Here is a 19941-nt window from a genome sequence, read left to right on the forward strand (position 1 = left end):
TTAAAGGAGCACCGGAAATGGGTGATTTTTCCGGTGCTAAGTGATTATTGATGGCTATGCACTGATAGCCGCTCTATAGACATCCATTAATTTTGGACTCTCGCGCACCACATCGCCAATGATGATGACGGCTGGTGCCCCGATGCCGGATGCTTGTACTTTATGTTCTATGTCATGTATATGGGCTGCAACTACTTTCTCCTCGGCTGTCGTACCGCTTTGGATCAACGCAATCGGCGTATTTTCCTTTCCTGCTGCACTAAACGCCGCGATGATTTCACGTAGTTTTCGCGTACCCATCAAAATGACCACTGTGGCAGTGGACTGTGTTGCCAAGGTAACATCCCGAGACAACTGACCATCAGACGTGGTCCCTGTGATCACCCAGAAGCTCTCTGAGACACCGCGTTTGGTCACGGGAATCCCCTGATAAGCCGGCACAGAGATGCACGAAGTGATGCCCGGCACTACTTCCGTCTCGATCCCAAACTGCTGCACAAAATCAATCTCCTCCGCCCCACGGCCAAAGACAAATGGATCGCCTCCCTTAAGCCTAACGACATGGCCGTATTTTAGGGCATATTCCACGATCAGCTTGTTCGTATCCTGTTGTGGATTACTTTTGCTCCCATGCCGCTTGCCCACAAATACCTTGAGGGCATTTTTGGTGGCATGCTTGAGGAGAGACTTATCCACCAATGCATCATAAAGTATCACATCCGCTTTGCCCAGTGCCAATATTCCTTTTAAGGTGATCAACTCCGGATCACCTGGACCGGCACCGACTAAGGTCAATTTCGGTGTGACAGGTGATATCATGCTTCTACCTCCTTCGCTCTGTAATCGCTGATGGTATGGTAAACTTTCTCAGCTTTTTCATAATATGCTTTCGCAAAAGCCTCTGTTGGGGCGTTCTGCTGGATTTCATACACAATATCCGCAAAGCTTCCTTCCAAAGCAATTTTTCCTGAATCTACAAATGTTTCATCAAATTGCTTCACAATGTCCGCATAAGAATTGGTTTTTTTGCCTTCGGATACCAATATAGCCTTGGCCGTATTGACCAAAGTGGCATAAGTATGATAGATGCTGTCTGACCATTTCTTCGCATTGAAGCTGTCTTCTGCATTGGCCAATTTTTCCCTCGCTTCCAATAACAAGGTGGCTACCAAGTCTATGACCACACCGGCACATTCTCCTACACCTACAGCTTTAACGTATTCTTGCTCATTTCCCCAATCAATAAAATCGCTGTCCACGATATCATCCGTGCTGGCCAATGGCTTCAAGAAGTCATAGAAATACATTTGGCCTTGACGGTCATAGTACGTGACAAAAACCTCATCTTTTTCGGCATTTTGCTCGTAATCGTCCAAGATCAGACGCAATGCTTGGGGAGCACGCTTGCTTGGGATTTTGATGACTTTGTCTGCAAATCGCCCTTGACCTTGGCCGAGAGTGGCTCCTCCCAGCAATACCTGCAACGCAGGAATCACCGATTTGCCCACCTTGATGGACATGCCCTGAAAACCGATGGATGCCATGTTATGCTGTCCACAGGCATTCATACAGCCAGAAATCTTGATGGTCAGGTTTCTATTGGACAGGTACTGTGGATACTCTTTGAAGATCACTTCTTCCAGTACATGCGCCGCTCCGGTACTGCTCGCAATACCCAAGTTACAGGTATCCGTGCCCGGACATGCCGTCAAATCCCCCAAGGTATCATAGCCATAGGCCACAAAATCCAACTTCTCCAGTTCCCGGTAGAAGAATGGGATGGCTTCTTCCTTCACATCTCTGATCAGGATATTTTGACGCAGGCTCAGACGGATTTCATCATTGGCATATTTGCTTACCAGATCGGCCAACTTACGTGCCTTGTCGGTATAGAAATCACCCAAGTGTACCTTGATACCAATGGATACGTATCCCTCTTGTTTTTGAGGAAGCACATTGGTATTTAACCACCTTTCGTAGGCCTCGCCAGTTGGCGTTTCCACTTCGGGAATATCGGGATTTGGCAGGGTCTTGGCCGCTTCATAACTTTTATAGTCGATCGGGTAAGACTGAAATTGCAGGGCCTCTTGCTCCTCATGAACCAATTTCATAAACTCCTCTACACCGATATCTTTGATCAAGAACTTCATTCGGGCCTTCATGCGCTTGGCACGCTCGCCATGACGATCAAAAATCCGTACCACTCCTTCAATGAACGGAATGAGCTTATCCGTCGCCAAGAATTCTTCGATCACATCTGCATGCCGCGGCTGAGAACCCAATCCTCCACCAAGGAGCACCTTGAATCCACGTACCTCTTCTCCATCAACCGTCTTTACTTTCGGGATAAAACCCAAGTCATGAAGGTAAGTCAAGGCCGTGTCATCATCGGTAGCCGAGAAGGCCATTTTGAATTTCCGGCCCATTTCTTGACAAATGGGATTTCTCAGCATGTACTTGAAGGTGGCATCTGCATAAGGAGTCACATCAAATGGCTCCTTGGGATCCACGCCGGCCGTTTCGGATGCTGTGACGTTCCTTACGGTATTACCACAGGCCTCCCGAAGGGTGACATCGTCCTTTTCCAGTTCCGCCCATAGCTCGGGCGTACGGTCCAAGCTCACATAGTGAATCTGAATATCCTGGCGTGTAGTGATGTGTAATCTCCCTGTGGAATACTCATCAGAAACTTTGCAGATCCGGTGCAGCTGCTTTCCGGTCACTTTGCCGTAGGGCAATTTGATACGGATCATCTGCACTCCTGGCTGACGCTGGCCATAAACACCTCTGGCCAACCGAAGGCTTCTGAATTTCTCTTCATCTATCTTACCGTCCTTGAAAAGCGCAATTTTCTTTTCAAGTTCGATAATATCTTTTTCCACAACGGGATTTTCTATCTCTGTTCTAAAGCTTTGCATAGTGGTTGTTTTGATTATGGGTGAAAAGCCCTTCCGCCGAAGCGGAATGGGTGCTACTGGATGAACCCTACGCTAGTGGTGTCGTAGGAACCCTCATCGATAAGGATAAAGCTTCCGTTTGACTTGCTCTCTTGGTAGGGATCAAAGTGAATGGGCTTGCTCAGCCTGAAATTCACTTTACCGATATCGTTCAACTTCAACTCATCCGTCCCCTCTGATCCGGAGAAATCGGTGTGCACCAAGCCTTCTATGCTGTCCACTTTGGCCAATACTTGGTTTACGCCATGTTGAAGGATATATTTTGCACCTGTTCTCAATGGCTTGCTGTTTACCTGACAGATGGTCGCTGACAGCTGCTTTTCAGACTTGGGAAGCTCATTGGATTTTACCAGCATGTCGCCGCGGCTTACATTGACTTCGTCTTCCAGGGTAATGGTAATCGAACTGCCCGGGATGGCCTCATCAAACTCCTGATCAAAGAAGTTGATGGATTTCACTTTGCTGGTGGTAAAGGAGGGAAGTACCGTTACCTCGTCACCTACCGCCAACTTGCCACCGTAAAGTTTCCCCGCAAATCCACGGAAGTCATGGTGAGCATCTGTCTTAGGCCTTACCACATACTGTACCGGGAACCTCGCAGCACTGTTGTCTTCTGATTCATCGATTTCCAATCCTTCCAGGTAATCCAATAGGGAAGGACCTTGGTACCAATCCATTTTATCGGATCCACCGGCGATATTGTCACCGTGTAGGGCGCTGACCGGAATGAACCGCACTTGGTCTTTCGTGTAATTGCTCTTCTCGATCAGGGCTTCAAAATCCTTTTTGATGTCCTCATAGGCCTGCTGGTCATAATCGACCAGGTCCATTTTGTTCACCGCTACGATCACATGCCCCACGCGCAGGAGGTTATTGATGAAAAAATGTCGGTAAGTCTGCTCGATCACACCTTTCCGCGCATCGATCAGGATGATCGCTGCCGAAGAGGTCGACGCACCTGTCACCATGTTTCGGGTATACTCCACATGGCCCGGGGTGTCGGCAATGATGTAGTTTGTCTTATCCGTATTGAAATAGATATGGGCCACATCGATGGTGATCCCTTGCTCCCTTTCTGCGACCAGGCCATCCGTGGCCAAGGAGAAGTCCAGGTAATCAAAACCTTTTTGCTTACTGTTTCGCTCTATGGCCTCCAGCTTGTCCGTGGTCAGGGACTTGGTATCATAAAGCAACCTTCCGATAAGGGTACTTTTTCCGTCGTCCACACTTCCTGCCGTCGCAATATTGATCAGTTTTCTATTTTCAGTGCTCATAAAATCTTGTCTCTTTGTTTTTTCTCCGATTCAGTTCTGCATATCGGAGAAGGCTCTTGTCCTATCTTGATACTTGCTACTTCGTACTTGCCACTATTAAAAGTACCCCACCTTTTTCCGGTTTTCCATGGCCGCTTCGGAGCGTTTGTCATCAATCCTCGCACCCCGTTCGGAAATTGTACTGGCACGGATTTCATCCACGACTTCTTCCAAGGTCTCTGCCTCCGAAAGTACCGCTGCCGTACAGGTCATATCGCCTACAGTCCTGAAACGTACCATTCGCTCTTCTACCGCTTCGTGGTCTTCACGGTACACGTGCTCTGAAGCGGTCCATATCATGCCATCCCGCACGAATGTCTCCCGCTTGTGGGCAAAATAAATGGATGGGATTTTAATGTTTTCAGTCTTGATGTACTCCCAAACGTCCAGTTCAGTCCAGTTGGAAATCGGGAATGCCCGCACATTTTGACCATGATGGATCTTGCCATTTAGCATGTCAAAAAGCTCCGGACGCTGGTTTTTCTCATCCCACTGGCCAAAGTCATCACGTACGGAAAATACCCGTTCTTTAGCTCGGGCCTTCTCCTCATCACGTCTTGCTCCACCGATACAGGCGTCAAACTTGTGCTCTTCGATGGCATCAAGCAGCGTGGTGGTCTGCAGGGAGTTTCTACTGGAATAACGTCCCCTTTCTTCCTGCACCTTTCCTTGGTCAATGGAGTCCTGAACATTCGCTACGATCAGCTCCAGCCCAAGCTCTTCTACCAGCTTGTCGCGGAATTCGATGGTTTCGGGGAAATTGTGTCCGGTATCCACATGCAGCAATGGAAATGGAATCTTAGCCGGATAAAAGGCCTTTTGAGCTAATCTCACCAATGTGATGGAATCTTTTCCGCCGGAAAACATCAACACCGGTTTTTCGAATTGGGCGGCCACTTCACGGATGATGTGAATGGATTCGGCTTCTTTCGGATTAGGAACAAACGTGTTTTTCATGTGCTATTATTGTTTTTATCGGAAGCTTTGACGGCTAGTCTCTGGCCAAAGCTCCAAGCGAAACTTCTATTTTATATGCAATCCACATTCTTTGTGCGAAGCTTCCCACCACCATCTGCCGGCACGTGGGTCTTCTCCAGGCTCGATGGCCCGGGTACAAGGCGCGCAGCCGATGCTGACGAAGCCTTTGTCATGAAGTGGGTTATAGGGAATATTGTGGTCGCTGATGTACTGGAGCATCTCGTCCATGGACCAGTCCAGCAGGGGATTGAATTTCATGATCTGGTTACCTTCGTCCCATTCCAGCTTTTGCATGCCACTTCGGTTGTTGCTCTGCTCAGCCCGCAGACCGGTAATCCAAATGCTGTTGCCGGCAAGGGCCCGCTTCAAAGGCTCCACTTTCCGAACATAACAACAGCTCTTTCTGTTCTCCGGTGATTCATAAAATCCATTGATCCCGATATCACTTACCAGTTTCTCTACAGAACCGGTATTGGGATAATAGGGCTTGATTTTGATTTTATATCTGCTTTCGGTCCTGGCCAAAAGATCATAGGTCTCGTAAAATAACCTTCCAGTGTCCAAGGTAAAAATTTTTACCGGAAGATTATGCTTGGCGATGATTTCTGTGATCACCTGGTCTTCCTGGCCCAAGGAGGTGGAAAATACAACCTTTCCCGGAAACAGCTCACACAGCTGTGCCATTGCCTCCGAAATGGAGAGGTTATCTAGCCGGGTGGACAAATCTTTCAAAAGGTTCTTTTTCATGGCATTTATTTATTATCCGATACTCGCGCCCAAGCTCGCTCATGAAAATAGTATAGCACCATTTTGCTAACTACTTCTATGGAGCCAATGGACAATGCTGTCTTTATCTGGCCCGTGATCAAGTAGGATATGACCATCGTGTCAATGGTGCCTACTACCCTCCAAGAAACGGACTTCAACACACTCTTTACATTGGTGTCCTTTCCTTCTTCGTCTACAAACCACTTTTTGATAGGCTGATCAAAAATCATAGGTTTTATAATTTGTTGAAAGACAAAAGTATATAAAACCTATAAAAAAAGTAGGGTTTATAGGAAAATTTTTTCATTCTTTATCTAGAATGTCAGCTAACGTCTTGTTTTCCAGTATGTTAAGCGTCTCGTCTCTCACTTGAATCATCACTTGATTTAATCCGCATTTTTCCTGGTCTCTGCACTCCTCACAGGCCTCATAATAATTTAAACTCACACAAGGCAACAAGGCTATGGGCCCGTCCAAGAGTCGTATGATTCGGGACAAGGGAATGTCCTTCGGCTCTTTGATCAGGTAATAACCGCCACCTTTGCCCTTTTTGCTTCCCAGAAAGCCTGCCTTCTTTAATTCCAGCAAGATATTTTCCAGAAACTTGTGTGAAATACCGTGCTCAGCAGCAATGTCTTGTATCAATACTGAGCCATCTTCCTTATGCTTTCCCAAGTAGGTCAACGCATGAAAGGCATATTTGGTTTTTTTGGATAACATCTTACAAAAATAAAATAATTCCTGAAATCCCCCCATTTGTAAGATTTTTTTCTAAAATCTCCCAATTTATAGGAAATGGGAATACCTCATTATAAAATATGAGTATTCGCCATGTTGCATACAAAGCAATATTCTATGGGTTTGGGATCCTTTCCTACTTTATCCTGATATGATGTTTTGCCCATAATTGAGTACGTGTAAGATTCCGGATACACATATTATAAAAATAGACAGCCTCATAATCACCTATCTTCCCCTAAGAGTTGCTGCAAACATCCCATTGGGTTTTGGTGGCCTGAGGCTGCCTATTATGAATCAATGATTTGACCTTAAATCAAATCCACGCTTCTTTTCACGAACTCCGTCAAGTCCTTGCCAGAAAGCATCCCCTGGGATAACTTCGCTAAATCAAAGGCTTGCTTGGCCAAACGGGTCTTTTCTTCTTCACCCTCTGCCTTCAGGATCTTATCGATGATCTTGTGGTTACCGTTAATGGCCACCTTGTAATTGTCTGGCATCGCTCCATAGAAGCCCATACCGCCACCGGTCTGCGCCATGTCCTTCATCCTACGCATAAATTCCTCCATGGTGATGGTCACGGGAAGCTCATCTGGGCTTAGCCCTTCCACTTCCACAGCATAACTCTGGTTAGCAATGGCCTTTTCGAACACTTCCTTCACTGTCTTGCTTTGCTCCTCAGTGAGGACATTGGAGGTGCTGTCTTCTTTCTTGATCAGCTTGTCTGCCACATCAGCATCGACACGCTTCAGGGAAGTCTTCTCCAATTTCTGCTCCAGGTTATTGATGAAGTGACTGTCAATGGGAGAATCTAAAACCAACACATCATAGTCCTTCGCATTGGCCGACTGGATAAAGGTATCCTGCTTTTCAGGGTCGGTGCTGTACAGGAAGATGGTCTGATCATCTTTATCCGTTTGGGTAGCCTTTACTTTCTCCTGATATTCGGCGATCGTAAAGTACTCATCTTTGGTGTTCTTTAACAGGGCAAAGTCTTTGCCTTTGTCATAGAATTTATCCTCACTGACCATGCCGTATTTTACGAACAGGCCAATGTCATTCCACTTGGACTCATAAGATGCACGGTCCTTCTTGAAGAGCTCTGCCAACTTATCGGCCACTTTTTTGGTGATGTAGCTGTTGATCTTTTTCACATTGCCATCGGCCTGAAGGAAACTCCTGGAAACGTTTAGGGGGATATCCGGAGAATCGATCACCCCGTGCAGCAACATCAAGAACTCCGGAACAATGTCTTTTACCTCATCAGTAATAAATACTTGTCTGGAGAAAAGCTTGATCTTGTTACGCTGAAGCTCAAATTCATTTTTCACCTTAGGGAAATATAGCACCCCTGTAAGGTTAAAAGGATAGTCTACATTGAGATGGATCCAAAACAACGGATCCTCGCTCATCGGGTAAAGCTCTTTATAAAAAGCCAGGTAGTCTTCATCTTTCAAGTCACTCGGCGCCTTTGTCCATATAGGCTCAGTGGTGTTGATGATGTTGTCTACTTCTACGGATTTATAGGTTGGTTTGCCTTCTTCATCTTTGCCATCCTCCACATTTTCGGTCTTGGTTTCAAATTTGATTGGGATGGGAAGGAATTTACAGTACTTGTCCAGGATCTCCTGAAGCTTCCATTTGTCCAAAAACTCCTCTGATTCCTCGTTGATATGAAGGACAATCTCAGTCCCGCGCTCGGTACGGTCACCCTGTGAAATCTCAAAAGAAGTGCTGCCATCACATGTCCATTTGGCAGGCTCGGCACCTTCTTGGTATGAAAGTGAATGGATGTCCACACGGTGCGCCACCATAAAAGCTGAATAGAAGCCCAAGCCAAATTTACCGATGATCTCATTGGCATCCTTGGCATCTTTAAACTTCTCTACGAATTCCGTTGCGCCGGAAAATGCAATCTGGTTGATGTACTTCTTGATTTCTTCGGCCGTCATACCAAGCCCCTTATCGGCAATGGTGATGGTCTTTTTCTCCTTGTCAAAACTCACTTCAACCGTCAAATCACCCAACTCACCGGCATATTGCCCCAAGGTAGCCAGTCGCTTTACCTTTTGGGTAGCATCCACCGCATTGGATACCAGCTCTCTTAGAAAGATCTCATTGTCCGAATAAAGAAACTTCTTGATAATCGGGAAAATATTCTCGGTATGGATCGAGATTGTACCTTTTTCCTGCATAGCTATTGATGTTTTTATTTATTTGCTGAATTAAATCAATTGCTAATTAACAAGGGGTGTTCCAAACCTTTTTTCGTGCCAAAATGACAGTACTCCCCAGCACACGAAAAAAAAACCTAAAAATTGAAACTTTTAAAAATTATATGGGTTTTATATAAAACAGGAATTAATATATGTAAATTACATTTTTAAATGCACGTAATTCGTTTATATTGGCATTATAGTCGGTGAAGGGCAGCATTCATGGGGCCTGCAACCATCTTCAAAACATTGGTATTTCTACTACTCTAATAATCTTCCAGAAATGAAAATAGTTGTTATCAGCGAGTGCAAGGCCAGGGAAATGATCGTCATCAACAAGATCCTCCAGTTTCAGCCCAGAACAGTGGTAGTGCAACCCACTTTCGGTAAAAAGAAGAAAAAAAGGAGTGTCGAAATGTTGATTAAAAGATTGTTGACAAAATTTCGCTATCAACGATTGAAAAGAAAAATAGCAGAAAAAGGCATTGAACATCCCGATATTTTAAATCGTGTGCCTTTCGATGCGCAAAAACTAAATGCTCCAGAAGGTGTAGAATTTCTTAAACGCCTTTCCCCTGATCTGTTGATCACTTGCCGGGCTCCTTTGTTATCCAATGAAATCACTCAAATCGCCAAAATCGCCACGATCAACATCCACTACGGCATTGCCCCAGAATACCGCGGAAACGACACGCTTTTTTGGGCCTTATACCATAAAGATTACCAGCACATCGGAGGTACCATTCACCATATAAGCCAAGGAGTGGATACTGGAAACATCCTGGCAAGGGCCTATCCGGCACTGGCTGCAGATGACGATGAAACCTCCGTCGATATCAAAACCTCCACGTTGCTTGGAGAGGCACTTTATTCCTACCTCCAAAAATTATCCCAGGCCCGACAACCTATCCTTGGGGTCATCCAGCACAGCAAAGGAACTAATTACCGGGCCAAAGATCGGACCGTCCAAAAAAGCCTGACCATGCTCTTCAGAAATATGATAGGAAAAGCTACTATCCCCCTCCAAAACCAAAAGGTCGAAACCCATTTTGACGAGGAGAGCATCAGTATCTTTGCCTGAGCCTACCCAAAATGGCCCGTGAGGCAGCTGCTGCAGAAGATCCGTACCTTACGGCATTGAATAATTTCCCATTGCATCGGACTTGATGGGCGCTCGATCGTTATCCTCAGCGCTTGCTATATGCCACAAATGAACGCTGATAAATACAGGTAGGATGCTTAAGGCAATGCTTGGATTCATCCAGTCCATAGATAAAATGTCATCCTTTTAAGGAAGCTCCCCCAGAAATATATCGGATCCCTTGTATGGTGTATGATGTCAACTCGAAAGCCAGATGTTCTCTCAAAAGTCCTCGTCATTGCGATTCCGATGGATATTGGAAGAAGCAATCTCGTCATACGTGCAATGAAAGCTCATCGAGATCACTTCACTCCGCTCGTGATGACGGATTATTTATTTATGAGACAGCCTCAACACATCCATAGCCATGGGTGCAGCCCATGGATAATTGCCCATCCATTGTTTTCCGTTTTAGCCGCATTGACTGTTATATTCCCTTCAAATTCCCGCTAAAACCCATTCGTGCGTATGGAGAAAAACCATCGTTTTTACGAGGTGAAATTTTCTTTCATAAGAACACGTCAACATTCATCCCCCAAAAATATTGCTTGATTCGGCATTTGCCACTTAACTGCAAGAATCATAAACCAGTCGCCCTTTAATAGGACAGCTGCTCTTGCTGCTCTTTGATTTCCTCACCCTCCTTATCGTACTTCTTGACCATCGCTTGGGCTTCCGTACCAAATTTAACCTCATAATACACCGTTTGGTCCGACTGGGTCACCTTATAAACTTCTGACACCACCCGTCCATTGGTTTCTTCGCTTTCCAAAATGGTCTCCACCACCTTCTTAGGCAAGTCCTCTGGGGAAATCTTCTCCCGTGTTTCTTCACCTGAGCAGGAAGCCGCTAGGGTTTTACCCTGTGTCATTGAAGAAACTTTTGGACTGGCAAAGGTAAATGCAAAAAAGGCTAGCACTAACACAATTCTGTTCATGGTCTTTAACTTCTTTTTCTCAAACAACCGTATTAAAACACCTTTTTCTATCCATGATTCATGCCACTCTTACCGACCAATCCTCCCGGAATGACACTTTTGACGTTTGAAGATTGCGAGTTATCCATTAGGCCCCCGTCATAATACGGCCTTAGCTTTTGGCCAAACATCCAAGGGCACTTGAAGATATTTGGGTCGGATCAAAACATTACACGTCACAACAAAAAGTGTGGAAGGGCGCAACAAATTGTTTCCAAATTGGTGCGTTCCAATCGCATCAATCCGTCAAGGCAATGTGCGTGTTTCCCGAATAGCCAAAATCCCTTTAGAAAATGCCGTAGGTTAAGTACCTTGTTTTACGAAAACCTGTAGACCATGCAACAATTGCTTCGCGAAATCAAGTCCTGTCAAGTATGCATCGATAAGCTTCCGATGGGAGCCAACCCAATTGTTTCGGCTAGCCCGCTAAGCAAGATCGCCATCATCGGTCAAGCTCCGGGCAAAATCGTTCATGAAACCAGCATTCCCTGGAACGACAAAAGTGGTGAAAACCTGCGCAAATGGCTGGGAATGGATGCCGCTACCTTTTATAATCCCGCCATAGTCGCCTTGATGCCCATGGGTTTTTGCTATCCCGGTAGGGGAACATCAGGCGATCTGCCGCCCCGTCCAGAATGTGCCCCACTTTGGCATGGACAGCTTCTGAACCAGATGCAGGAAATTCAGCTGACCCTTTTGGTGGGCAGCTATGCACAGGCTTACTACCTGAAGGGAAGGACAGGAAAAACCCTCACCGAAACGGTCAAAAATTTCCAAGAATACTTGCCCCAGTACCTGCCACTTCCCCATCCATCTCCCCGAAATAATATCTGGCAGGCCAAAAACCCTTGGTTTGGAGAAGAGGTGCTGCCCACGCTAAAGGAAAGGGTAAGACGAGTTTTGGATTAGGGAAAACGCATGTAGAAAATCCAGTTTACAGCGGTCCACAAATCTGCCGTGTCCAAGTATGCGCTAATAGCACCATAAGGGAAATATCCTCTGTAAGGGAAACTTAATTCAGCTCAATGGAGCCCATTGGGCTAGAATGGTGAGGACAAACAACGGATCAAGCCGAAAAGTTGGGGGGAGCCTATTTCGATGAGTAAATATGTTCTTCGCCACCTATGGTTGCTGTTTGGCCACGGATGAACGCTGATAAACACAGATAGGATGCTTAAACCATTGCAAATCTGTGTTGATCCCTTTTATCCGTGGCTTGAAATGAGGTTAACATTTACCTGGGACATATCTTTGGCTATGTAGAGGGTTTCTCGGCAAAGCTTGGCTTCTTCCAGTTCAGATCAGAAATATTCCTTGATCCTTGGTATGGTGTATAATATAAACTCGAATGCCAGCCCCAGAAGGGCGGCACATTCATAGCCATGGGGGGAGCCTATTTCGATGGGTAAATATGTTCTTCGCCACCTTTGGTTGCTGTTTGGCCACGGATGAACGCTGATAAACACAGATAGGATGCTTAAACCATTGCAAATCTGTGCTGATCCCTTTTATCCGTGGCTTGAAATGAGGTTAACATTTACCTGGGACATATCTTTGGCTATGTAGAGGGTTTCTCGGCAAAGCTTGGCTTCTTCCAGTTCAGATCAGAAATATTCCTTGATCCTTGGTATGGTGTATGATGTAAACTCGAAAGTTAGCCCAGAGGGGCGGCACATTCATAGCCATGGGGGAGCCTATTTCGATGGGTAAATATGTTCTTCGCCACCTTTGGTTGCTGTTTGGCCACGGATGAACGCTGATAAACACAGATAGGATGCTTAAACCATTGCAAATCTGTGTTGATCCCTTTTATCCGTGGCTTGAAATGAGGTTAACATTTACCTGGGACATATCTTTGGCTATGTAGAGGGTTTCTCGGCAAAGCTTGGCTTCTTCCAGTTCAGATCAGAAATATTCCTTGATCCTTGGTATGGTGTATGATGTAAACTCGAAAGTTAGCCCAGAGGGGCGGCACATTCATAGCCATGGGGGGAGCCTATTTCGATGGGTAAATATGTTCTTTGCTACCTTTGGTGCTGTTTGGCCACGGATGAACGCTGATAAACACAGATAGGATGCTTAAACCATTGCAAATCTGTGTTGATCCCTTTTATCCGTGGCTTGAAATGAGGTTAACATTTACCTGGGACATATCTTTGGCTATGAAGAGGGATTCTCGGCAACGCTTGGATTCAGCCAGTTCAGATCAGAAATATTCCTTGATCCTTGGTATAGTGTAAAATGTAAACTCGAATGCCAGCCCCAGAAGGGCGGCACATTCATAGCCATGGGTGAAGCCCATGGTAAATTAGCCCAACCAACGTTTTCCGTTTAACCCGCTTTTTGCATTAGGAATCGTTATGAGAACTGAAACTACAAGGAAATCAGGCTGTTTGGAGATTGAATCATAGCATCGCTATGGTGAAATCGAAAACAGCAGTTAAGCGTCTGATTTTGAAGTAGTTTCAGGTCGCAATAGATAGGCTAATGCATAATGCGGGTTTTAGCCGCATTGACCGTCCTATTCTCCACAACTTCCCGCTAAAACCCATTCGAGCGGATGGAGGAAAACCATCGTTTTAGCGGTGTCAAGTTTACTTTCAAAAGAGCATGTCGAAAATCATCCCCCCAGAAATATTGCTTGATCCCAAACAACTCCTTACGGCCTGTAAGGGCAATTAAGCTTAGGCATATCAACCCAAAGCCTTGCCTTGAGCTAAGGTGAGTAAGGCCTTCAGCCTTTGGCTTCTGGCGGTGGTTAGGGACAAAAAACCCAAGCTTGAAGGTACCAACAGGCTTAAAAACCACAATGGGGGATGATTTCTTTAAATGCGTTTACTCTGAGTTTGGATGAGAAATAGTGTTTTTCGGAAAATGAATATTATCTCCTAGACGCGTTAGATGAAGGATGTCTATCCTATTCCCTATGAAAACAAAAACACCCCAGCAAAAGCTGAGGTGTTCTAGGCATGATATATTTTCTGGAAATGGTTTTAGTCCATCCCTAAAAACTCCACATTAAAGACTAGAATTGAATTGGCAGGAATTTTCCCTCTCTCTTGATCTTGATAGGCCAAAGGAGATGGTACTACCAGTACAGCCTTGGCGCCACTTCTTAAATGTCTAAAGGCATATTGCCAACCTGCAATGGCATTATTTGCGGATTGTTGACCAGGATTAGACAACTGGAAGGTGAATGGTCCATATTCATCTCCTTCCTCATGGAGATCATTTTCAATGGCTACCGATTCAATGTTTGTATCAAACACCAACCCATCTTCCATTAATTTCCCAACATAATTAGTATATATAATATTTCCATTATTTGGTCTGGAGGCGTTGCCTTCTTCTTGGACGATAATGATGGTACCGCTGGGATCATGAATCCGGTAAAGGCTATCTATCTGTGCCGTATCCAAGTAAGCAACAATCTTGGTGCTGTCTATTTCCATATTGCCCTCAAAATCATATTGCGGACCAAAATCATATGGATTGTTCGGTTCACAAGAAAAGGCTCCTACCCCTACAATCGCCACCAAAAGGCCTATCATTAACTTTTTCATATTATTCTTCGGTCGTTATTTCTTCCTCATTTATAATGACGTCCTTCATGTCCAGGTCAAACATCAAAACGGAATTCGCTGGAATTCTTCCTGAATATTCCCGGTTGCCATAAGCCCATGCGGAAGGGATGATGGCACGTGCCCGGTCGCCTTTTTCCATTTTAGAAAGTGCAAATAAGAACCCCTGAATGTATTCTTGGCTAAACACTTCCAATGGAGCGTAATTCCTTTCGGAAGAATACATTCCATTTTCCCTTGCCACTGCTTCTACATTCGTATCAAATACGGTCTCATCCAGCAGCCTTCCCACATAATGTACTTTTAGCGTATCGGCACCTTGGGCATCTATCCCAGAATAAGAAAGGGAATCCCATAGGATCACAATTCCGGAACTAGGATCCTGCTCTTTTTTAATGTACTGATAATCGGTTTGGGCCAAATAGTCCTCAATCTTCTTGAGGTCTTTTTGGAAAATTTCCTGTGGACTCTCCTGATCCTCGATACAGGAAGCAAACAGCCCTACCAGGAGGGCTGTCAGCACTATATTCTTAATTGTGTTCATTCAATTATTTCTGCACGTCCACTACTTCTACGTCAAACACCAAGATAGAGTTTGGCTTGATCACTTCACCGGCTTGTCTTGGGCCGTAAGCCAAGGTAGAAGGGATCAGGAACTTGGCTTTACTTCCGCCTTTAAGCAGCTGAAGACCTTCATCCCATCCTGGGATCACACGGCCTTTTCCTACCATCACCTCAAAAGGCTCATACGGTCTACCTTCATTGAAAATATCATTTTCTTTGGCAATTTCCTCCACGCTGGTGTCAAAGATGGTTTCCCCATCCAGCACATAACCGGTGTAGTTTACCACAGCGGTATTCCCTTCTTCCACCACTTCACCATCACCTTCTTCCTCGATGACGTAGAACAATCCAGACTCCGTTTTGGTGGCGTTGATGTTATGCTCTGCCATGTAATCCTGGATTTTTTTTATGTCTTCTGCCAGCTGGGCTTCGGCTTTCTTCTCCATTTTGGCACGTTGCTTTTCCTGTACCTTGGCCATGAAATCCTGCATTTCGGACTCATCCAAAATGTCCGTAACGCCGATATTCAAGGTTACCTGCTCCTCAGCAGTCAAGAATGGAGGAGTATTCATTTCACCAAAAATATCTTTTGCAGCAGCGCTGAACTGGATACTGTCTCCTTTGCGGAGTCCGGTCATGATCTCATCAATAGCGGGCCTTACCTTAGTGGTGTCGTAGTTTTTGACAGAATCGTTGTGCATCATATAAGCCGGTGCACCGTTCTCGATACTGGAGATAAAAGTGGAGTCCTTGCTGTTTTTTGCAGTGAATTCATAAATGACGAACTGCCCATTTTCGGGTTTTTCACTACCTTCTTTGATGTAAGTGTATTCCGTGCCATCTTCGGTAGTTTTGGTCTTTTGACAAGAGACTACTCCCAAGCATGTTGCCACCATACCGGCTGACAACATCAAACTTTTAATGTTTTTCATTGACTAATTCTAGTTGATTTAATAATCGATCTTGATTTTCTTTAATTAATTTTTCGAAGCGCTCGATGGTATCTTTCAGGGAATCCATGGACCTGCCTCCGGCGGCATTTCGGTGTCCACCACCATCGAAGTATTTGGCCGCAAACTTGTTCACCGCCACGTTTTCGATGGACCGGAAGGAGATCTTCACGCCGTCCTTTCGCTCGGTAAACATAGCAGCGATTTTTATCCCGTCCAAGGAAAGTGCATAATTCACGAGCCCTTCCGTGTCTCCAGTCTGCGAGTCGTATTTTTTCAAGTCTCGCTTACTGATCCAAAAATAGGCGGTATGCAAATCGGTATGGATGACCAGCCTTCTTGTCAGCGCAAACCCTATAAATTTCAACCGATTTACGGAATTGGTATCGTAAATCAATCGGGATATTTTGGAATTATCCGCACCCAGTCCGATCAGCTCTGCAGTGACCATATGGACATGCTTGGTCGTATTTGGATGCTTGAAACCTCCTGTATCCGTCATGATGCCAGAATAGAGGCAGTCAGCAATATCTTTGTCGATCAGCTCCGTTTCTCCCATCTGCACGATCAAGTCGTAGATGAGTTCACAAGTGGCCGCCGCATCAGTACTCCAATACCTAAAATCAGCAAAATCCTCCGGATCTTGGTGATGGTCGATGTTTACCTTGATAGCATCGGCCTTTTTCACCAGTGCTCCAAGCTCATTTATCCTGCTGAGACAGGAAAAGTCCAAGCATATAATGATATCAGCTGCATTGATCAGTTCAATGGCTTCCTTTTGGCAGTCCTCTTTCTCAAAGTTCACCACATCATCATTGCCTTTCATCCAATACAGGAAAGAAGGATAATCCGAAGGGGTGATCACCGTGACGTCATGTCCTTTCTTCTTTAGGTAATTTGACATTCCCAAGGAAGACCCCAAAGCATCGGCATCGGGCTTGTGGTGTGTGGTGATGACGACTTTCTTTGGTGAAGACAGTAGTTTTTTAAATGACTCTAAATCTAGCATCTACAATATTTTAGTAGCACTTTTTACAGTACACAAGACGCAAAGGTCTATATAATTTTTTAAAAATCCCAAATTTATATAAGCCTCTTAAAATGAATAAGATAACTTACAAATAATTGTAAATATTCTGAGTTTCCAGTAAAAACCTTAATTTTGCTGCCAAATATAAACCTTCATTTTCAAAACCAAACAAAATGGCAAGTAACAGAACGTTCACCATGATCAAGCCAGATGCTTTTGCAGAAGGCCATTCAGGTGCTATCCTTAAAATGATCGAAGAGGCAGGCTTTAAAATCGTCGCCATCAAGGCTACCCAGCTTACTGCTGAGCTGGCAGGTAAATTCTATGCCGTGCATAAAGAACGCCCTTTTTATAATGACCTGTGCAATTACATGTCTTCCGGCCCGATCATCGCTGCCATCCTTGAAAAAGACAATGCCGTCACAGACTTCAGAGCCCTGATCGGCGCTACAAACCCTGCAGACGCCGCTGAAGGCACCATCCGTAAACTATATGCCAAGTCCATCGAGGCAAATGCCGTTCACGGATCTGACTCAGACGAAAACGCCGAGATCGAAGGAAGCTTCTTCTTCAGCCAAATCGAGCGGGTAAAATAAGCACTGCTTTTCCCAAGCAAAAAAATCCCATAGAGCCAAGCCCCCAAATTCATTTTTGGAGGGCTTGGTTTTTTTGTTCTGGCCAGATGCCATGGCTATTGATGTGACGCCCTTACAGGGCTAGCTTCGCATCTCATCCACTTTTGAAATGCGGATGGCTGAAAATGGCATTTGTAATGCCCCTACCTGAAACGGCTCTTATACGCAAATAGAACCACTCTCACTATTCCTCCTTCTTCTTAAAAAAGACCTGCCGAATCCATCGGGGCAGGAAGATCGCTCCTAACAGCAGATAAGGATAGTAAGAGAACATCCTCCACAGGATACTGGTCACGAAGGTGTAGTTTGACAGGAACTCGTAGAAGAACTGTGCAAAGAAGAATTCCGCGGTGCCGCTACTACCGGGAGTAGGGGAGATCATCATGACGATCCACATGATAATCTGCCGCGCAAACACCAATATGTGTTCGGTAAAGCTCAGGTCAACATAGGCGGTCATCAGGGCATTGAGCATCAGGTACCGCGAAGACCAAATAAAAACGGTCGCCACGGCAATGGTAATCCAGTACTTTGCATTTTTGCCTTGTAGTTCTTTGCTGGATTCGATGATCTGATCACCGTATTCGCTGGCATTGTACTTCCACTTTCGGATCCAACTGATGCTGAAAATCTTGAGCAATACCCACTTGAAAACCCTTGGGCGATAGAATAATGCCCCCGCCATGATCAGGGAGTAAAGGGCATACAGGGAATAACTTACCCAAAATATATAGTTTAAGCTTTTTCCCAACCGCAGCTCCAACACATGGCTGTCCGGAAAAATACTACCTTGGGCAAAATACAGCACAATAGGAGCGCCAATTACAAAGAATAAATTATCCAAAATGGCCGTTACCATCACAAAAGCAATGGCTTTTCCCAGCTTGATCCCTTCCTTATGCAGGATAAACACCGCCACGGCAGTTCCTCCGACGATGGAGGGCGTCACCGCTGAGGCAAATTCCCACAGAATGATCACATAAATGGCCCTGACCCAAGTGAGCCGTTTATCGGTGATTTCTCGTATCCGGAAGACATAGCCCGCATCCCGCATAAAGATCACCAAAAGGGCCAGCAAGATAGATGGCCAAGAGGCATCGAAGACACTGCGGAGGTTTTCGCGGGTGATCGAAGGATCTGAGTAGAACATGACAAAGACAATCCCAATTCCCAACAGCACAGGAATCCATACCTTGTTGGGGTTAAGCGTCTTGAAAATCTCTTTGTTGTCTAACTTCATAAAATTTACTCGGCTGGGATTTCCTCTAATTTTTCTACCCAAAAATTATTAAAGCCTTCACCCAGCTTGATGGTCACCAAGGACAGTTGAAGAAGCTCTAAAATGGCCAAAAATGTATAGATCACAAAGATCTTGTCCGGCTTATAGTCAATGAAATCCGTGAAAGGCATACGCTTTTTGAAGCTGATTTTATCCAGCACAAAATTCTTTTGCTGATCAATGGTGTAGGGATATTGCACCACAGTGTGTTTGGTTTCATCAGTCCGTGCAGCATATCGGGCCATCACACGCTGAAAAACCTTGAGTACTTTATACAAATCCAAATCTTGGATTTCACTCTCCACATCATCGGCCTTGCTGAGTTCCTTTAGCTCAGCGGCGATGTTGCCACGCTTTTCTTTGGTCATGCGTGCGGCCTCCATCTCGGTGAGCTCACCGATGACGGACTTATACTTTTTGTACTCTAACAAGTGCCTGATCAGCTCTTCCCGAGGATCGATTTCATCGCCATTCTCATCGAGCTCAGGCCTAGGGATAAGCAGTTTTGACTTGATCTTCATGAGTGTGGCCGCTACGAGGATAAATTCGCTGGCCACTTCTATTTCCATTTGTTCCAGGTGTTTGAGGTAATCTAGGAAATCATGGGTGATTTTGGAAATGGGAATATCGTATATATCCAGCTCATCCCGCTCGATAAAGAACAGAAGCAAATCGAATGGCCCCTCAAAAAGCGGTAATTTGATCTCGAAACTCACTGGATACTATTAAATTTCTCTTAATTTTGCGATCAGATTGAATATCAAAGATATTACATTAATACAAAATTCTATAGGTGACGGTTCAAAATCAGTAAG

18 protein-coding genes are annotated in these 19941 nt (G+C 45.1%); 3 read left to right on the forward strand and 15 right to left on the reverse strand.

Features of this window, described 5'->3' with window-relative positions; translation table 11 throughout:
- Positions 1-54: 54 nt before the first annotated feature.
- The 8 genes from cobA to htpG all read right to left on the reverse strand — a co-directional run bounded on the left by cobA (position 55) and on the right by htpG (position 8949).
- Positions 55-819, reverse strand: a complete 765-nt coding sequence (gene cobA / locus ECHVI_RS04745; protein ID WP_015264815.1) for a uroporphyrinogen-III C-methyltransferase — start codon at positions 817-819, stop codon at positions 55-57.
- Positions 816-2918 (reverse strand): HEPN domain-containing protein, encoded by a 2103-nt coding sequence (locus ECHVI_RS04750; RefSeq protein ID WP_015264816.1) that lies wholly within the window; start codon positions 2916-2918, stop codon positions 816-818. The genes cobA and ECHVI_RS04750 overlap by 4 nt, the downstream gene beginning before the upstream one ends.
- A 53-nt stretch (positions 2919-2971) precedes the next feature.
- Positions 2972-4231 carry a sulfate adenylyltransferase subunit 1 gene (locus tag ECHVI_RS04755; protein ID WP_015264817.1) on the reverse strand — a complete coding sequence of 420 codons (1260 nt, stop codon included), beginning with the start codon at positions 4229-4231 and terminating at the stop codon, positions 2972-2974.
- Positions 4232-4327: 96 nt separating this feature from the next.
- The gene (gene cysD / locus ECHVI_RS04760) at positions 4328-5227 is read right to left on the reverse strand and encodes a sulfate adenylyltransferase subunit CysD (RefSeq protein WP_015264818.1); all 900 of its coding nucleotides are present in this window, start codon (positions 5225-5227) and stop codon (positions 4328-4330) included.
- A gap of 66 nt (positions 5228-5293) precedes the next feature.
- Positions 5294-5995 (reverse strand): phosphoadenylyl-sulfate reductase, encoded by a 702-nt coding sequence (locus ECHVI_RS04765; protein WP_015264819.1) that lies wholly within the window; start codon positions 5993-5995, stop codon positions 5294-5296.
- A 5-nt stretch (positions 5996-6000) separates the two neighbouring features.
- The gene (locus tag ECHVI_RS04770) at positions 6001-6246 is read right to left on the reverse strand and encodes a DUF2061 domain-containing protein (RefSeq protein ID WP_015264820.1); all 246 of its coding nucleotides are present in this window, start codon (positions 6244-6246) and stop codon (positions 6001-6003) included.
- A 73-nt stretch (positions 6247-6319) separates the two neighbouring features.
- Complete coding sequence (locus ECHVI_RS04775) at positions 6320-6736, reverse strand: RrF2 family transcriptional regulator (RefSeq protein WP_041739447.1); 417 nt, start codon at positions 6734-6736, stop codon at positions 6320-6322.
- A gap of 329 nt (positions 6737-7065) precedes the next feature.
- Positions 7066-8949 (reverse strand): molecular chaperone HtpG, encoded by a 1884-nt coding sequence (gene htpG / locus ECHVI_RS04780; RefSeq protein ID WP_015264822.1) that lies wholly within the window; start codon positions 8947-8949, stop codon positions 7066-7068.
- A 304-nt stretch (positions 8950-9253) separates the two neighbouring features.
- On the opposite strand from htpG, the gene ECHVI_RS22895 reads away from it, so the two are divergent.
- Positions 9254-10051, forward strand: coding sequence for a formyl transferase (locus tag ECHVI_RS22895; RefSeq protein ID WP_015264823.1), 798 nt, complete (start codon positions 9254-9256; stop codon positions 10049-10051).
- 658 nt (positions 10052-10709) lie between these two features.
- On the opposite strand, the gene ECHVI_RS04790 is transcribed toward ECHVI_RS22895, so the two are convergent.
- On the reverse strand, positions 10710-11048 hold the full coding sequence (locus tag ECHVI_RS04790) for a hypothetical protein (RefSeq protein ID WP_015264824.1): 339 nt from the start codon (positions 11046-11048) through the stop codon (positions 10710-10712).
- Between the two features lie 375 nt (positions 11049-11423).
- Here ECHVI_RS04790 and ECHVI_RS04795 point away from each other — a divergent pair, with 375 nt between their 5' ends.
- Positions 11424-11996 carry a uracil-DNA glycosylase family protein gene (locus ECHVI_RS04795; protein ID WP_015264825.1) on the forward strand — a complete coding sequence of 191 codons (573 nt, stop codon included), beginning with the start codon at positions 11424-11426 and terminating at the stop codon, positions 11994-11996.
- A gap of 2084 nt (positions 11997-14080) precedes the next feature.
- On the opposite strand, the gene ECHVI_RS04805 is transcribed toward ECHVI_RS04795, so the two are convergent.
- From ECHVI_RS04805 to ECHVI_RS04820, 4 genes are read right to left on the reverse strand one after another with little or no spacing between them, the layout of a single operon-like run.
- Positions 14081-14650, reverse strand: a complete 570-nt coding sequence (locus tag ECHVI_RS04805) for an FKBP-type peptidyl-prolyl cis-trans isomerase (RefSeq protein ID WP_015264826.1) — start codon at positions 14648-14650, stop codon at positions 14081-14083.
- A gap of 1 nt (position 14651) precedes the next feature.
- Complete coding sequence (locus ECHVI_RS04810) at positions 14652-15212, reverse strand: FKBP-type peptidyl-prolyl cis-trans isomerase (protein ID WP_015264827.1); 561 nt, start codon at positions 15210-15212, stop codon at positions 14652-14654.
- A 4-nt stretch (positions 15213-15216) separates the two neighbouring features.
- Positions 15217-16164 carry an FKBP-type peptidyl-prolyl cis-trans isomerase gene (locus ECHVI_RS04815; RefSeq protein WP_015264828.1) on the reverse strand — a complete coding sequence of 316 codons (948 nt, stop codon included), beginning with the start codon at positions 16162-16164 and terminating at the stop codon, positions 15217-15219.
- The gene (locus ECHVI_RS04820; RefSeq protein ID WP_015264829.1) at positions 16151-17191 is read right to left on the reverse strand and encodes a DHH family phosphoesterase; all 1041 of its coding nucleotides are present in this window, start codon (positions 17189-17191) and stop codon (positions 16151-16153) included. The genes ECHVI_RS04815 and ECHVI_RS04820 overlap by 14 nt, the downstream gene beginning before the upstream one ends.
- Before the next feature lie 194 nt (positions 17192-17385).
- Between ECHVI_RS04820 and ECHVI_RS04825 the strand changes: the two genes are divergently transcribed.
- Positions 17386-17808, forward strand: coding sequence for a nucleoside-diphosphate kinase (locus ECHVI_RS04825; RefSeq protein WP_015264830.1), 423 nt, complete (start codon positions 17386-17388; stop codon positions 17806-17808).
- A 223-nt stretch (positions 17809-18031) separates the two neighbouring features.
- Here the strand turns inward: ECHVI_RS04825 and ECHVI_RS04830 are convergent, their stop codons facing one another.
- Positions 18032-19087, reverse strand: a complete 1056-nt coding sequence (locus tag ECHVI_RS04830) for a lysylphosphatidylglycerol synthase transmembrane domain-containing protein (protein WP_015264831.1) — start codon at positions 19085-19087, stop codon at positions 18032-18034.
- Between the two features lie 5 nt (positions 19088-19092).
- On the reverse strand, positions 19093-19842 hold the full coding sequence (locus ECHVI_RS04835) for a segregation and condensation protein A (protein ID WP_015264832.1): 750 nt from the start codon (positions 19840-19842) through the stop codon (positions 19093-19095).
- Positions 19843-19941: the final 99 nt, after the last annotated feature.

Source organism: Echinicola vietnamensis DSM 17526, assembly GCF_000325705.1.
Taxonomy (GTDB): Bacteria; Bacteroidota; Bacteroidia; order Cytophagales; family Cyclobacteriaceae; genus Echinicola; species Echinicola vietnamensis.

Excerpts from the sequence above, each read along its gene's own strand:
- cobA (WP_015264815.1), bottom strand. The coding sequence starts at position 819 with ATGATATCACCTGTCACACCGAAATTGACCTTAGTCGGTGCCGGTCCA.
- ECHVI_RS04750 (WP_015264816.1), bottom strand. The coding sequence starts at position 2,918 with ATGCAAAGCTTTAGAACAGAGATAGAAAATCCCGTTGTGGAAAAAGAT.
- ECHVI_RS04755 (WP_015264817.1), bottom strand. The coding sequence starts at position 4,231 with ATGAGCACTGAAAATAGAAAACTGATCAATATTGCGACGGCAGGAAGT.
- cysD (WP_015264818.1), bottom strand. The coding sequence starts at position 5,227 with ATGAAAAACACGTTTGTTCCTAATCCGAAAGAAGCCGAATCCATTCAC.
- ECHVI_RS04765 (WP_015264819.1), bottom strand. The coding sequence starts at position 5,995 with ATGAAAAAGAACCTTTTGAAAGATTTGTCCACCCGGCTAGATAACCTC.
- ECHVI_RS04770 (WP_015264820.1), bottom strand. The coding sequence starts at position 6,246 with ATGATTTTTGATCAGCCTATCAAAAAGTGGTTTGTAGACGAAGAAGGA.
- ECHVI_RS04775 (WP_041739447.1), bottom strand. The coding sequence starts at position 6,736 with ATGTTATCCAAAAAAACCAAATATGCCTTTCATGCGTTGACCTACTTG.
- htpG (WP_015264822.1), bottom strand. The coding sequence starts at position 8,949 with ATGCAGGAAAAAGGTACAATCTCGATCCATACCGAGAATATTTTCCCG.
- ECHVI_RS22895 (WP_015264823.1), top strand. The coding sequence starts at position 9,254 with ATGAAAATAGTTGTTATCAGCGAGTGCAAGGCCAGGGAAATGATCGTC.
- ECHVI_RS04790 (WP_015264824.1), bottom strand. The coding sequence starts at position 11,048 with ATGAACAGAATTGTGTTAGTGCTAGCCTTTTTTGCATTTACCTTTGCC.
- ECHVI_RS04795 (WP_015264825.1), top strand. The coding sequence starts at position 11,424 with ATGCAACAATTGCTTCGCGAAATCAAGTCCTGTCAAGTATGCATCGAT.
- ECHVI_RS04805 (WP_015264826.1), bottom strand. The coding sequence starts at position 14,650 with ATGAAAAAGTTAATGATAGGCCTTTTGGTGGCGATTGTAGGGGTAGGA.
- ECHVI_RS04810 (WP_015264827.1), bottom strand. The coding sequence starts at position 15,212 with ATGAACACAATTAAGAATATAGTGCTGACAGCCCTCCTGGTAGGGCTG.
- ECHVI_RS04815 (WP_015264828.1), bottom strand. The coding sequence starts at position 16,164 with ATGAAAAACATTAAAAGTTTGATGTTGTCAGCCGGTATGGTGGCAACA.
- ECHVI_RS04820 (WP_015264829.1), bottom strand. The coding sequence starts at position 17,191 with ATGCTAGATTTAGAGTCATTTAAAAAACTACTGTCTTCACCAAAGAAA.
- ECHVI_RS04825 (WP_015264830.1), top strand. The coding sequence starts at position 17,386 with ATGGCAAGTAACAGAACGTTCACCATGATCAAGCCAGATGCTTTTGCA.
- ECHVI_RS04830 (WP_015264831.1), bottom strand. The coding sequence starts at position 19,087 with ATGAAGTTAGACAACAAAGAGATTTTCAAGACGCTTAACCCCAACAAG.